Annotated in this window: 13 protein-coding genes; 7 read left to right on the top strand and 6 right to left on the bottom strand. The window is 65.6% G+C overall.

All coding sequences use genetic code 11. The features are described 5' to 3' along the window. The first annotated feature begins 48 nt into the window (after positions 1 to 48). Positions 49 to 1,050, top strand: coding sequence for an aldehyde dehydrogenase (locus tag ACYVGS_RS05810; protein WP_460587719.1), 1,002 nt, complete (start codon positions 49 to 51; stop codon positions 1,048 to 1,050). Between the two features lies 1 nt (position 1,051). Continuing rightward, positions 1,052 to 2,290, top strand: coding sequence for an MFS transporter (gene arsJ, locus ACYVGS_RS05805; protein ID WP_460587718.1), 1,239 nt, complete (start codon positions 1,052 to 1,054; stop codon positions 2,288 to 2,290). On the opposite strand, the gene ACYVGS_RS05800 is transcribed toward arsJ, so the two are convergent. The 5 genes from ACYVGS_RS05800 to ACYVGS_RS05780 all read right to left on the bottom strand — a co-directional run bounded on the left by ACYVGS_RS05800 (position 2,280) and on the right by ACYVGS_RS05780 (position 7,431). After that, on the bottom strand, positions 2,280 to 3,044 hold the full coding sequence (locus tag ACYVGS_RS05800) for an SDR family oxidoreductase (RefSeq protein WP_460587717.1): 765 nt from the start codon (positions 3,042 to 3,044) through the stop codon (positions 2,280 to 2,282). The two genes, arsJ and ACYVGS_RS05800, sit on opposite strands and share 11 nt — an antisense overlap. Positions 3,045 to 3,096: 52 nt before the next feature. After that, positions 3,097 to 4,314, bottom strand: coding sequence for an MFS transporter (locus tag ACYVGS_RS05795; RefSeq protein ID WP_460587716.1), 1,218 nt, complete (start codon positions 4,312 to 4,314; stop codon positions 3,097 to 3,099). Continuing rightward, positions 4,311 to 4,874, bottom strand: coding sequence for a UbiX family flavin prenyltransferase (locus tag ACYVGS_RS05790; protein WP_460587715.1), 564 nt, complete (start codon positions 4,872 to 4,874; stop codon positions 4,311 to 4,313). Before ACYVGS_RS05790 ends, ACYVGS_RS05795 begins: the two co-directional genes overlap by 4 nt. Before the next feature lie 88 nt (positions 4,875 to 4,962). Further along, positions 4,963 to 7,122: a TonB-dependent receptor gene (locus tag ACYVGS_RS05785; RefSeq protein ID WP_460587714.1), complete on the bottom strand. Its 2,160-nt coding sequence runs from the start codon at positions 7,120 to 7,122 to the stop codon at positions 4,963 to 4,965. A gap of 39 nt (positions 7,123 to 7,161) precedes the next feature. After that, entirely contained in the window at positions 7,162 to 7,431 is a 270-nt protein-coding gene (locus ACYVGS_RS05780) for a hypothetical protein (RefSeq protein ID WP_460587713.1), read from the bottom strand. 86 nt (positions 7,432 to 7,517) lie between these two features. Here ACYVGS_RS05780 and ACYVGS_RS05775 point away from each other — a divergent pair, with 86 nt between their 5' ends. Then, a complete protein-coding gene (locus ACYVGS_RS05775) occupies positions 7,518 to 8,570 on the top strand; it encodes a mechanosensitive ion channel family protein (protein WP_460587712.1) in 1,053 nt (350 codons plus the stop codon). A gap of 18 nt (positions 8,571 to 8,588) precedes the next feature. Here the strand turns inward: ACYVGS_RS05775 and ACYVGS_RS05770 are convergent, their stop codons facing one another. Further along, positions 8,589 to 8,927 (bottom strand): hypothetical protein, encoded by a 339-nt coding sequence (locus ACYVGS_RS05770; RefSeq protein WP_460587711.1) that lies wholly within the window; start codon positions 8,925 to 8,927, stop codon positions 8,589 to 8,591. Between the two features lie 139 nt (positions 8,928 to 9,066). Between ACYVGS_RS05770 and ACYVGS_RS05765 the strand changes: the two genes are divergently transcribed. From ACYVGS_RS05765 to glk, 4 genes are read left to right on the top strand one after another with little or no spacing between them, the layout of a single operon-like run. Beyond that, positions 9,067 to 10,527 (top strand): coniferyl aldehyde dehydrogenase, encoded by a 1,461-nt coding sequence (locus ACYVGS_RS05765; protein WP_460587710.1) that lies wholly within the window; start codon positions 9,067 to 9,069, stop codon positions 10,525 to 10,527. Next, on the top strand, positions 10,448 to 11,569 hold the full coding sequence (gene glpQ / locus ACYVGS_RS05760; RefSeq protein ID WP_460587709.1) for a glycerophosphodiester phosphodiesterase: 1,122 nt from the start codon (positions 10,448 to 10,450) through the stop codon (positions 11,567 to 11,569). Before ACYVGS_RS05765 ends, glpQ begins: the two co-directional genes overlap by 80 nt. After that, complete coding sequence (pyk, locus tag ACYVGS_RS05755; RefSeq protein ID WP_460587708.1) at positions 11,566 to 13,014, top strand: pyruvate kinase; 1,449 nt, start codon at positions 11,566 to 11,568, stop codon at positions 13,012 to 13,014. The genes glpQ and pyk overlap by 4 nt, the downstream gene beginning before the upstream one ends. Then, positions 13,011 to 13,997, top strand: coding sequence for a glucokinase (gene glk / locus ACYVGS_RS05750; protein ID WP_460587707.1), 987 nt, complete (start codon positions 13,011 to 13,013; stop codon positions 13,995 to 13,997). Before pyk ends, glk begins: the two co-directional genes overlap by 4 nt. Positions 13,998 to 14,109 lie beyond the last annotated feature (112 nt).

The raw sequence follows: 14,109 nt of genomic DNA, 5'->3' as shown, positions 1-14,109 counted from the left end.
TGTTAGCGTGCTGCGTGAATGCTTTTCTGTTGCAAAGGAGTATCGGCAATGGCTCTGAAAATCGGCATCAATGGCTTTGGCCGCATGGGGCGCCTGACCCTGCGGGTGCTGTTTGAACACCGTGATGTAGAGGTCCTGCAAGTCAACGATCCCGCCGGTGACGCCGCCACTCTGGCGCATCTGCTCAACTTTGACTCGGTGCACGGTCGCTGGCAGCACGAGGCGGTCGCCGAGGGCAACAGCATGCGCATCAATGGCGCGCGCATCGCGGTGAGCCACAACCGGGCGATCGCGGACACCGACTGGAGCGCCTGCGACCTTGTCGTTGAGGCCTCGGGCAAGATGAAGACCAAAGCTCTGCTGCAGGCCTACCTGGACCAGGGCGTGCAGCGGGTGGTGGTCACCGCGCCGGTCAAGGAGGAGGGGGTGCTCAACGTGGTGATGGGGGTCAACGACCACCACTACGACCCGGCTCGGCATCGCATCGTGACCGCGGCCTCCTGCACCACCAACTGCCTGGCGCCGGTGGTCAAGGTGGTCCACGAGGCACTCGGCATCCGCCACGGCTCGATCACCACCATCCACGACCTGACCAACACCCAGACCATTCTCGATGCGCCCCACAAGGACCTGCGCCGGGCGCGAGCCTGCGGCATGAGCCTGATTCCCACCACTACCGGCTCCGCCACCGCCATCACCCAGATCTTCCCGGAGCTGCGGGGAAAGCTGAACGGTCACGCCATTCGGGTACCGCTGGCCAATGCCTCGATTACCGATTGCGTGTTCGAGGTGGCACGGGAAACCACTGCCGAGGAAGTCAACGCCCTGCTGAAGGCCGCTGCCGACGGTGAGTTGCAGGGCATTCTCGGTTACGAGGAGCTGCCGCTGGTGTCGATCGACTACCGCAGTGACCCGCGCTCCAGCGTCATCGATGCCCTGTCCACCCTGGTGGTCAACGGCACCCAGGTGAAGATCTACGCCTGGTACGACAACGAGTGGGGCTACGCCAACCGCAGCGCGGAGCTGGCCCTCAAGGTGGGGCGCGGCTGAGATGCTGGCCCGCCTCGCCCCGGAGCTGCGCCAGTACCTGGTGGTCACCGGCAACTACTGGGCCTTTACCCTCACCGACGGCGCCCTGCGCATGCTGGTGGTGCTGCACTTCCACGGTCTGGGCTACTCACCGCTGGAAATTGCCCTGCTGTTCCTGTTCTACGAGATCTTCGGGGTGGTCACCAACCTGCTGGGGGGCTGGCTGGGAGCGCACGTCGGCCTCAACCGCACCATGCAGGTGGGCCTGATCCTGCAGGTGCTGGCGCTGGCGATGCTACTGGTGCCGGCCGCCTGGCTTACCGTGCCCTGGGTAATGGCCGCCCAGGCGCTGTCGGGTATCGCCAAGGACCTCAACAAGATGAGCGCCAAGAGCGCCATCAAATTACATGTGCCAAAGGACGCCCAGGGCACGCTGTACAAGTGGGTGGCCCTGCTCACCGGCTCCAAGAATGCCCTCAAGGGGGCGGGCTTTTTCCTCGGCGGCGTGCTGCTGATGACCCTCGGCTTTGCCGGCGCTGTGGCCGCCATGGCGGTGGCCCTGAGCCTGGTCTGGCTGCTCAGTCTGCTACTGCTGAAACAGGAACTGGGGCGCGCGAAACAGAAACCCAGGTTCCGCGACCTGCTGTCCAAGAGCCCTGCCATCAACGTGCTCTCGGCGGCGCGGCTGTGCCTGTTCGGCGCCCGGGACGTCTGGTTCGTGGTGGCCCTGCCGGTCTTCCTGTCCCAGTCCCTGGGCTGGAACCACAGTCAAACCGGGGGTTTTCTGGCCCTGTGGGTGATCGGCTACGGGCTGGTGCAGGCCCTGGCGCCGCGCATCACCGGCAGTGCCGGCAGAGGCGTGCCCGACGGGCGCGCCGCGACGCGCTGGGCGGCGCTGCTCACCCTGCTGCCCGGGGCCATTGCCCTGGGATTGTGGTGGGGCATGGACCCGGCGACCGCGCTGGTCGGCGGTCTGCTGCTGTTCGGCGCTGTGTTCGCGGTCAACGCCTCCCTGCACAGCTACCTGATCGTCAGCTACGCCGACCGCGACGGGGTATCACTGGATGTCGGCTTCTACTACATGTCCAACGCCCTGGGACGACTGCTGGGCACCCTGCTCTCGGGCTGGCTGTTCCAGTGGGCGGGCCAGGGCAGCGCAGGGCTGCAGGCCTGCCTGTGGGTCTCCGCTGCCCTGCTGTGCCTGGCGACCCTGATATCCCGCGGCCTGCCGACGCGTCCCTGCGGCAGCGCTAGATCGTGAAGCCGCCGTCCACGACAATGCATTCACCCGTGGTATAGCTGGCGGCATCGGAGACCAGGTAGAGGACGGCCCCGGCCATTTCCTCCGGCTCCGCGTGGCGCTTCATGGGAATCTTGTCCATGGCCATGGCGTAGATGTCGTCGTTCTCGAACAGTGCACCGGCAAACTTGGTGCGGGTCAGGCCGGGGATCAGGGCGTTGCAGCGGATCCCCAGGGGCGCGCACTCCCGGGCGAAGGCCTTGGTCATGTTGACCACCGCCGCCTTGGTAATGCTGTAGATGCCCTGCATCGGGCCCGGCTGCAGGGCATTGATGGAGGCGGTATTGACGATCACCCCGCTGCCCTGCTCGCGCATCAGCTTGCCCGCCTCCACCGACATGAAGAAGTAACCGCGGATATTCACGTCGACGGTTTTCTGGAAAGCTCCAAGGTCAGTGTCGAGGATGTGGCCGAAATAGGGGTTGGCGGCGCCGTTGTTGACCAGGATATCCAGTCGGCCGTGACGTTCGCGCACCGCGGCAAAAAGTGCCGCGATATCCTCCAGGCGACCGACATTGCAGGCCATGGCCTCGGCCTCGCCACCTCCCTCGCGAATACTGGCGGCCACCGCCTCGCAGTCCTCCAGCTTGCGGCTGGAGACAATCACCCGGGCACCCTGCTCCGCCAGCAGGCGGGCGATGGACTCGCCGATACCCCGGCTGGCACCGCTTACCAGGGCCAGGCGGCCGCTCAGATCAAACACTTGCGTGGACATGACAGATCTCCTTGTATTGTCACTTATCGTTATGGGTAAAGCCCGGTTCGTCTCAGCGCGCCGGCGATGTTGCCGGCGTCGGCGGCGCCCCCAGCGCCCAGGACAAGTAGATCGCGACAATCAGCACGATCCCCAGCCAGGCGGCCTGGTAACCGAAGAGGCTCAGGTTGGCACCGGTCATCAGCGGCCCCACCACCCGCCCCCAGGAAGCCGCCGATGCCGTCGTCCCCAGCATCCGCCCACGCAGTGCCTGGGGCGTGCGCTGGCTGGTGATGCTGTTAAGCAAGGGCATGCACAGCGTGGAGCCGGACAGGGCCAGGTAGATCGCCGCCAGCATTGACAGCTTGCCGCCGGCGAACAAGGCCAGCAGCAACCCGCAAAGCAGCAGGCTGATGCAGGCTCGCAGCAACCGCCACTCCCCCACCACACGCACCAGCAGGCCCAGCAGCCCCCCCTGCAGCAGCACCATGATCGCTCCCTGGACACCAAACACGATGCCCACTTCCCGGGCGCCCCAGCCCAGCATGTCACCCAGCCACAAGGGCACCAGGTAGGTCAGTGAGCTGACGGCGGCGGCGTGCAGCAGAAACTGGAAGACCAGCAAACGGTTGCCGGTCTCCCGCAGCATTTTCAGCAACGAGTGACGGACACCGCGACGGTGGGCCGCCCGGCTGGCCGCGCGATGCTCGGCGCCCACGGATTCCTCGAGAAACAGGCCGGCGGCCAGGATGGCCAGCAGTGACATGCCCCCCGCAAACAGGCAGGGCAGCGTGAAACTGTCGTCACCGCCGGCCAGCAGGCCACCCAGCAGAGGTCCCAGCACCAGTCCCAGCCCAAAGGCTGCGCCAATCTGTCCCATGCCCCGGGCGCGGCGCTCGCCGGGGGTCAGATCCGCCATCATGGCCGATGCCACCCCCAGGTTGCCGGCCATCAGCCCGGCAAAGGCACGCGCGGCATAGACCATCCACAGCTCGCTGGCGAGGGCGAGTGCAACGTAGGCCAGTGCCCCGCCCGCCAGGCAGATCATGATCACCGGCTTGCGCCCGAGGCGGTCCGACAGGCGCCCCCAGTAGGGCCCCGACACGCCGGAGAAGACCGCGTAGGTGATGATGATCAGGGCGATATCCAGCTTGCCGGCGCCCAGTTGCGGCGACAGGAAGGGCAGGATGGGAATCACGATGCCGAAACCGATCAGGTCGATAAGCACGACGCCAAACAGCACCGCTGCCCGGGCGCGGTAACCGCGGGAACTCGTTGCCGCCTGAGTCACTGATCCTGCCAGCGCTCGACGCGACCGCTATCGATATCGAAAAGATCCAGGGCGCGCCCCACGGTCTGGGTCACCATGTCATCGAGGCTGGCGGGACGGGCATAGAAGGCGGGCACCGGGGGCGCAATGACCGCGCCCATTTCGGAGAGCTGCGTCATGGTGCGGAGGTGCCCGACATGCAGGGGGGTTTCACGAACCATCAGCACCAGGCGCCGGCGCTCCTTGAGCACCACGTCCGCCGCGCGGGTCAGTAGCGTGGAGGTCACACCCGTGGCGATCTCCCCCATGCTGCGCACCGAACAGGGGGCAATCAGCATACCGGCGGTCAGAAAAGAGCCGCTGGCAATGCTGGCCCCGACGTGTTTCACCGGGTGCACCACCGAGGCCAGGGCGTGGATGTCCGCTGTGGTCAGATCGAGCTCGTAGTGCAGGGTGAGTTCCGCGGAGCGGGTCATCACCAGGTGGGTCTCCACCCCGCTGTCGCGCAGCAACTCGAGTGCCCGCACGCCATAGACGATGCCGGAGGCACCACTGATGCCGACGATGATGCGCTGGGCCATGGACTTGCCTGTGGCAGAAAAAGACCCGCACACTTTACCAGCCGGACAGCCAAGTTTCACCGGGCTGCCCGGCTTGCGCCCCGATCCCTCAGAAGTGCAGGCGCAGGCCCGCCTCCACGGAACGGCCCGCCTCCGGCGCCACATCGCGCAGGAAGGAGGTGCTCAGGCGGATCTCCTCGTCGCCCAGGTTGTGACCGGCGACGAAAAGCACCAGCTCGCGACCGCCCAGTGGCAGCCGATAGTCCAGACCGAGATCCCAGCGGGTGTAGCCGGCGGTATCCGACTCATTCAGCCCACTGCGTTTCTGCGCCGCCGCATCGAGCACGCGGGTCCACAGCTCCAGGCGCTCACCGCTCCAGCTCAACTGGCCACCGATGCGACGCGGAGGCAGGCGGGGAATGTCCTCGCCACTATCCAGCTCGCCGCGGATGATATCGCCACTCAGGCCCGCGCGAACCACGCCGCCCGCCAGGCTCCCGAGTTCCAGGCTGCCACTGACTTCCACGCCGTGGAACCGCGCCCCCTCCTGGTGATAGGCCAGCACCGGTATCTCGCCCACCTCGGCACCGGTATTCACCAGCGTGATGTAGTCGGCAAAGTCATTGTGGAACACCGTCACTTCGACCTCGCTGGTGTCGCCGTGCCAGTGCAGGGCAAGGTCCACGTTCCGGGATACCTCGGTGCCCAGATCGGGATCACCCAGTTCGATGGCCGCGGTCGCGGCGTGCTCGACCCAGGTATCCGGCCCGGCGTTGTCCACATTGGAGAACAGCTCCTCAATCGAGGGCGCCCGCTCGGAGCGTGCCAGGGAGAGCCGCCATTGCAGGGATTCGGTCTGGTTCCAGAGTGCGGAGACAGAGGCGCTTACAGAGGTGAAGCTCTCCTCGCCGGCCCTTGCGGCATCCGGGTCCCGGCGGTCGCGATCGAGTCGCAAGCCACCCTCCAGGGTCCAGTTGTCCCAGTGGTAGTCCTCGACCAGGAAGATACCGATGTCGCGGCTGCGGGTGCGGGGAATGAAGGCCTCCTCGCCCAGGGCACTGAAGGTACCGTGACGGGCCTGCAGACCCAGCGCGCCGTGCAGCTCCCCCAACGGGTTGTGCACCATTTCCAGGCGCCCTTCCCAGGTCTCGTTACTGTAGAGGGTGCCAATTTCCCCGCTGCCCTCGATCTCGGCATGTTCGTAGTCGGTGTAGGTCAACCTGGAGCGTGCGAGGGCAAAACCCGGCAAGGGGTTTTCCAGCTCCATGGCGAGGTCATAGCGGGTCTGCTCGACATCCAGCAGGATGTCGCCGTGATCATCGGTCTCAACCGTGTGCTCATCATGCGCCGCTTCGCCATGCTCATGGTGAGCGACTTCATCTTCACCATGCGCCTCCTCCTCGTGATCACCGTGGTCGTGACCGGCGTGGGCTCCAGAGGGAATGCCATAGGTGTTTTCCAGCCGGCTCACCGCCAGGCCGACGAAGCCACCGGTGAAATGGTAGCTGCCGCCGGTGGTGAGCTGGCGGGTGAGTCCGGCGGTGTTGCCAATATAGCCCTCGGTGGTTTCCGCATCGGCATGCTCGTCGTCCCCGTGACCCTCGTCGTGACCCTCGTGCTCGTGATCTTCGTGAGCCTCCCCGTCACGCCCTGCGCTTCCCGGGATATCCAGGTCATTCCAGTCCCGGTAGAGGGCGTCCACGTGCCAGGCAAAGGTGCCGTTGCCGCCATCCAGGCGCAACAGACTGGTGTCCATGTCCGAGGCGCCGTCGTGGCGCAGCTCGAGGCCACCCTCCACGCCCTCGATGGGCCGGCGCGGGATGCGATTGTCGATCACATTCACCACGCCGCCAATGGCGCCGGCACCATAGAGCAGCGTGGAGGGACCGCGCAGCACCTCCACCGAGTCGGCCAGCAGTGCCTCGACAGACACGGCGTGGTCGGCGCTGACATTCGCGGCATCGGCGCTGCTGGTGCCGTTCTGCAGGACACTCACCCGCGGGCCCTGCTGCCCGCGAATCACCGGCTGCCCGACACCGGGACCAAAGGAGGCATTGGCGATCCCGGGCATGTCGCCCAGGGTGTCGCCGATGGTGGCGCCGGCGATGCGCGCCAGGGCATCGCGATCCAGGGCGGTTACCGGCAGGGCCGTTTCCGCCTCCTGCTTCTGCAGGGGTGCGGTGACCAGCACGTGTTCAACGGTGTGGGGCGCTTGCGCCCAGGCATGGGCGCTGGCAACCGCCAGCGCAACAGGCAGGTAAGTCTTCATTCTCTACTCCTGAACAAAAGGGGTTTGACATGTGGCGGTTCAGGAGAAAGCTGGCGGGGCCCTCGCTTGCCGGGGACTGTACTCGAAGCGAAGCGGTGCCGGTGTCGGGGCAAGTGGCAGCAGGAACGTGCGCCAGGATGCAAACAGCAGCGGCAGGGCGCTGGCCGGTGCCAGCGGTGCGTGGCCGTGGCACAGGGCGCAGTCAGCGGCCAGGTCCGCGGGCAGGTGCACGTGGCCGGACTCAATGGCCTGGAAACCGACCAGCAACAATGCCACAACCAGCGCCAGGGCGCGGGTCGAGCGGGGCATGTGTCGGGTCAGAGGTCGCATCGGGTCAGGAGTGTTGAAAACCACATGCTATATTAGCGCATGTGCTGTCCGGAGGGGATTCATTCGTGCCCGATTTTACCGCCCTGTTGCAGACCACATGGCCCGCCCTGCTGACAGTGGCGCTGGTGCTGACCGGTGTGCTGCTGGCCCGCCTGGCGGCATTGCGCGGGCCCCAGGGCACCGACAGCATCGTATTTCAGCTGGCGGTCTGGCTGATCGTCTCCGCCGGCATCATCGCCCTGGTGGTGGTGCTGCCCATCAGCGACGAAACCCAGGGCCAGGTGCTCAGCCTGCTCGGGGTGCTGCTGTCGGCGATCATCGCCCTCGCCTCCACCACCTTCGTCGCCAATGCCATGGCGGGAGTGATGCTGCAGATTACCCATCCCTTCCGACCGGGGGACTACGTGCGGGTCAACGAACTCTTCGGCCGGGTGACCAAACGCGCATTGCTGAACACCCAGATCCAGAGTGAAATGCGCGACCTGGTGACCCTGCCCAACCTGCTGCTGGTCACCGAGCCCTTCACGGTGCTGCACCGGGAAGGCACCATCATTTCCGCGGATGTGTCGATCGGCTACGACCAGCCCTACACACGCATCCAGGAGCTGCTGCTCGCGGCCGGTGAGGACGCCGGCCTCACGGAGCCCTTCGTGCTGGTCCAGGAATTGCTCGATCACGCGGTCGTCTACCGCGCCTGCGGCTTCCTCGAGGACATGAAGCATCCACTGACCGCGCGCTCCAACCTGCGCAAGAAAATTCTCGAACAACTGCACGGCAATCAGGTGGAAATCGTGTCACCGGGTTTCGTCTACCAGCGGCGGGTGGATGCGGAGCAGCGCGTGATGCCGGAGCAACCGGTATTGCACAGCGGCGAGAATCCCGACCCACAGGACACCCCGGAGGAGAAGATCTTCGACAAGGCGGAGGAAGCAGCCAGCGTGGAGGAGCTGCGCGTACAGCGCGAGCAGCTCCACGAAGACCTGAAGGCGGGTCGGGAACAACTCAAGCAGGCCGCTCCCGAGGAGAAGGCGGCGCTGGAAAGCCGCATTGCCGAACTGGAACGCCGCGAGGCCTGGCTGATCGGGCAATTGGAGCGGGAAGCCGAACGCGAAAACTAGCCCGACTCTGACCGCAGGCTACAGATCCACCTCGCGCTGGAAGTCCGCCTCGATGCGCTGTTGCAACTCGAAACGCCTCCCCCCCTGCAGGCGCTGGCTTTCCTGCAGCCGTTGCTGGTAGCGATTGCGACGATAGTACGCCACCAGGCGGGGAAAGCGCTCGGCTTCCAGTTCACCGGCAATCAGCGCCTCGATGAAGGCGATATCAATGCCCACCCGGTAGGCAATGCGGCTGGGGCGTATACGATGGGCGTGAAATTCCGCCACGATGTGCAGCTGTTGCTCGCGGCTGAAATGGCACTCCCGGGAGTATCCCCAGGGCGGTGAGGGTGTACGTGTATCAACAGCTTCGCTCATGCGGGCTTTTTAGCAGGTGCCGACCCGGCTGCCAAGCCCCGCTGGCCGGAATCGACCCCCACAGGGTAGTTAATCCCCGCATGCCTGAGGACTATACTCTACAGCCAGCCCAGACATAACAATACACGGGAGACCCGCGATGAATGCACCCGAAGCCCGGATCCGACAGGAAGACCTGCAACAGCGGCTGCAGGCCACACTCCATGCACAACGCGAGGACTTTCTCCGCGAGGGGGAGGTCAGCGCCGCCACCCGGCAGGACCGGATTGACCGCGGAATCGCCGCCCTGGTGCGACATCAGGAGCGCTTTGTCGAGGCTCTCGACAGTGACTTCAGCTGTCGCCCAAGGGAAGTCACCCTGCTTACCGATGTGGCCGCGGCGATCACTCCCCTGCGCCACGCCCGCAAGCACCTCGACCGCTGGATGCGCCCCGAGCGCCGCCCCACGATGTTTCCCCTGAACCTCCTGGGCGGCCGTTCGCGGATTGAGTACCAACCCCTGGGCGTGGTCGGGGTAATTTCCCCCTGGAACTTCCCGGTGTACCTGACCTTCGGCCCTCTCGCCGGCGTTCTGGCCGCCGGCAACCGGGCCATGATCAAGCCCTCGGAATATACCCCGGCCACCGCCGAGGTCATGGCGGAGCTGGTCGCAGAAGCCTGGGACGAGACCGAAGTCGCCATCTTCAGCGGCGGCCCGGAGGTGGGCCAGGCCTTTTCCGGCCTGCCCTTTGACCACCTGCTGTTCACCGGCGCGACCTCGGTGGGTCGCCATATCATGGCAGCCGCGGCACAGAACCTGGTGCCGGTGACCCTCGAGCTGGGCGGAAAGTCGCCGGTCATCATCTCCCGCAGTGCCGATATCGAGCAGAGCCTGGAGCGCATCATGCTCGGCAAGACGCTGAATGCCGGGCAGATTTGCCTGGCCCCGGACTACCTGATGGTCCCCGAAGAAAAGCTCGACGAGGTCATCGCCGCCGCGACCCGGTCGGTGAACGCGATGTACCCGCGCCTGCTGGACAACCCGGAGTACAGCTCCATCATCAACCAGCGGCACTTCGAGCGCCTGCAGGGCTATCTGCAGGAGGCGGCGGAGCGTGGCGTCACGACTATCCCGATCAACCCCGCCGGGGAGGACTTCGCTCAGCAGCAGGGAACCTGGAAGATCCCCCCGACACTGATTCCCCATCCACCGGAAGACCTGCAGCTGATGCAGGACGAGCTGTTCGGGCCACTGCTGCCGATTCGCACCTATCGCGACTTCGAGGAAACCCTGCGCTACGTGAATGCCCACGCTCGCCCACTGGCCGCCTATTATTTCGGCGAGGACCGGAACGAGGAGGCGGCGGTCCTCCGGCGCACCACCTCTGGCGGCGTCTGCATCAACGATGTCATCATGCACATCATGCAGGAGGAACTGCCCTTCGGCGGTGTGGGCGCCAGTGGCATGGGCGTCTACCACGGCGAAGCGGGCTTTCGTACCTTCAGCCACGCCAAGTCCATTTATCGCCAGGTGAAACTCAATGTCGGCAAACTCGGCGGCATGCTGCCGCCCTACGGCGACAAGACCGAGAAGACCATCCGCATGCAGATCGGAAAATAGCGCCGGTGGCCGCCGCCGACTGCTCGCGGCGGCCCTGCTTGCGCTATCATGGCTGACCATGAACAGCCTTGCGCAGACACCCATCGTGATCGCCCATCGGGGCGCCAGCGGCTACCTGCCGGAACATACCCTGGCAGCCAAGGCGCTGGCCCACGCCATGGGCGCCGACTATCTGGAACAGGATATCGTCCTGACCCGGGACGGCGTACCCATTGTCCTGCACGACATTCACCTGCAGACCACCACGGATGTCGCGGAACGCTTCCTCGAGCGAGCGCGGAAGGATGGTCAGTACTACGCGATTGATTTCAGCCTGGCGGAAATCCGGCAGCTGCGCGTCTTTGAGCGTCGCCAGCCCGATGGCGAGGCAACGGTATTTCCCGCTCGCTTTCCCCTGACGCCGGGGCTGTTCACGGTGCCCACGCTGGCAGAGGAAATCAGCCTGATCGCCGGCCTGGACCGCAGCCGCGGCAAGCAGACCGGTCTCTATATCGAGCTCAAGGCGCCGCGCTTTCACGCGGCCGAGGGACAGGATATCGCGCGGGCAGTGCTCGAGGTCCTCCAGGAAACCGGCTATGCCAAGCGTGCGTCACAGGTATTCCTGCAGTGCTTTGACGATGCCACCCTGCGCTACCTCAGGCACGAGCTGCACACGCCCCTGCCACTCATACAGCTGATCGCCGACAGCAGCTGGGGTGAGGACAGCGCGGTCGACTATGACTTCCTGCTCACACCGGAAGGGCTGGACGCGATTGCCCGCTACGCGGACGGTATCGGCCCCTGGCTGCGACAGATCTACCTGGGCAGCGATCCGCAGGGAGCGCCGCTGTTTTCGCCACTGGTTGGCGAAGCCCGCGCCAGGGGACTGCTGGTACACCCCTACACCTTTCGTCGCGACGACCTGCCCGAAGGCATCGACAGCTTTGAACAGCTGCTTGACCTCTTCGTCGGGCAGCAGCAGGTCGATGGCCTGTTTACCGACTTTCCCGATCTGGTGGTCGACTACCTGCGTCACCACCCACCCGCAAGGACGCCCCAATGAGTGTTACCGTCAACCGACGCACCAAGATCGTCGCCACCATCGGTCCCGGCACCGAAGCCGAGGACATGCTGGGCAAGCTGATGAGCGCAGGCGTGAATGTGTTTCGCCTCAACTTCAGCCACGGCTCTGCCAGCCACCACGCGGAAGTGGCCGATCGCATACGCCGGCAGGCTGCGGCCACCGGTTGCCAGGTGGGCATCCTCGCCGACCTGCAGGGTCCCAAGATACGTATCTCCAGCTTTCGCGACGGCGCGGTGGAATTGCGCGCCGGGCAACACTTTCGCCTCGACCTGGAGCTGGGAGACGACCAGGGCGATGCACAGGCCGTGGGCCTGGACTACCGCGAGCTTCCAGGCAGTGTGAAGCCCGGCGACACCCTGCTGCTGGACGACGGTCGCCTGCGCCTCGAGGTGGTCGAGGCCTCCACCACCGCCGTCACCTGCACGGTGACCCAGGGCGGCCGGCTGGGCTCGCGCAAGGGCATCAATCGCCTGGGAGGCGGCCTTGCCGCGCCGGCGCTGACGACCAAGGACAAGGCGGATATTGACCGGCTGGTAGAGGTACAGCCGGATTTTGTCGCCGTCTCTTTCGTTTCCACGGCGGAAGACATCCACCTGACCCGGGAGCTGCTCGGGCGTCACGGGCTGCAGCCCGCCATTATCGCCAAGATCGAACGGGCCGAGGTGGTGGCCCACCTGGACACCCTGAACGGCATCATGAAGGCCTCCTTCGGCATCATGGTCGCCCGAGGTGACCTGGGTGTCGAAGTCGGCGACGCCGAACTGATCGGCCTGCAGAAAGACCTGATATCCCGGGCGCGCAAGATGGACCGCGTGGTCATTACCGCCACCCAGATGATGGAGTCCATGATCAGCAATCCCATGCCCACGCGGGCCGAGGTCTTCGACGTGGCCAATGCGGTGCTCGACGGTACGGACGCCGTCATGCTGTCCGCGGAGACCGCGGTCGGCGAGTATCCGGTCGAGGTGGTGCGCGCCATGGCAGAGGCCGCCCTCGGAGCGGAACGGCACCCGGTGGCGCGAACGTCCCGCTACCGCGTCGATCGCCAGTTCGAATCGGCGCAGGAAGTGATTGCGATGTCCGCCATCTACGCCGCCAACCACTACCCGCGGGTGCGCGGTATCGCCTGCCTCACGGAATCCGGCACCACTCCCCTGCTGATGTCGCGACTGAGCTCGGGCCTGCCAATCTTCGCCCTCAGTCACAATCGCCACACGTTGCAGCGACTGAGCCTGTGCCGCGGCGTGGTTCCCCTCTTCTTTGACTGCCGACACACCGACGCGGAGGGCGCCGAACAGGAAGCCATTCAATTCCTGCTGGAACGCCAGCAACTGGCGAAGGGCGATGCCGTGTTGCTGACCCGGGGCTCGGTCATGGGGCAGCCGGGTTCCACCGACATCATGAAGATTCTGGCGGTCGCGTGAGCCCGCTGGCCACCGCGACACGGCGGGTCGCTGCCGACCTCGGTGGCACACACACGCGTCTGGCGATCCACGATGCCGCGCGCAACGAGTTTCGATACCAGCAGACCTTCCTTAACCGGGACTTCGCGGATTTCGAAGCGGTGCTCCAGCACTGGTTGCAGGATATCGACGAACCGACACCGGAAACCGCCTGTTTTGCCGTGGCCGCCCTGATACGCGGCGACCAGGTGCGCATGACCAATCGCGACTGGTCTTTTTCCTGCCGCGCGCTGGCTTCGCGCTTCGGTTTCCGCGCCCTCGCCGTATTGAATGATTTCGAGGCCCACGCCTACGCGCTGCCCTGGCTGGCGGCGTCCGAGGTCGTGACCCTGCAGGCTGGGGCAGGTGAAGTCACGCAGGGTCGCCTGGCGGTCCTGGGCCCGGGGACCGGTCTGGGCGGGGCCCTGCTGGAAGGTCGCGGTGCCACTGCGCGGGCCATCGCCTGCGAGCCCGGCCACATGAACCTGGCACCGGGCACCCCGGAACTGCTGGCACTCTGGCCCCAGCTGGTTGCCCGCTACGGCCGTGTGTATGTCGAGTTGCTGCTCTCCGGAAGCGGCCTGGCGCGATTGCACGAGGCGCGCAGTCAGCACGAGCATGGTGCGGCGGTACCTCTCGAGCCCGCCGACATCACCCGCCTGGCGCTGACGGGTGAAGACGCCGAGTGCGCTCGCACCGTGGCCGTCTTCTGCGCTCTACTGGGTGATCTCTGCGCGGACTTCATCCTCGCAACCGGAGCCTGGGGTGGACTCTACCTGGCTGGTGGCATACTTCCCCGCATCACGCCCCTGTTACAGGAAAGCCCCTTCCTCGAACGCTTGCGGGACCGCGGGCCACTGGCCGGCGCCCTGGGCGCCGTGCCGGTCAGGCTGATTCAACACTCCAGCCCCGGACTGCTCGGTGCCGCTCATGCGCCCCTGACCGGCATCGTCCCGAAGCCGTAAAATTCCCGAAATTAGTCCTTTGCAGCCTCATCTCCCTGTCGCGCAGCGGTGCTACACTCGAAAAAGCTGTGAAAACAGCCTGGTTATGCGCGTTGTCGAAGTTCCCCAAAGT

It is taken from the genome of Haliea atlantica (genome assembly GCF_054779855.1).
The sequence above is the reverse complement of the archived record's forward strand: the minus strand, read 5'-3'. Positions and strand labels throughout refer to the sequence as shown.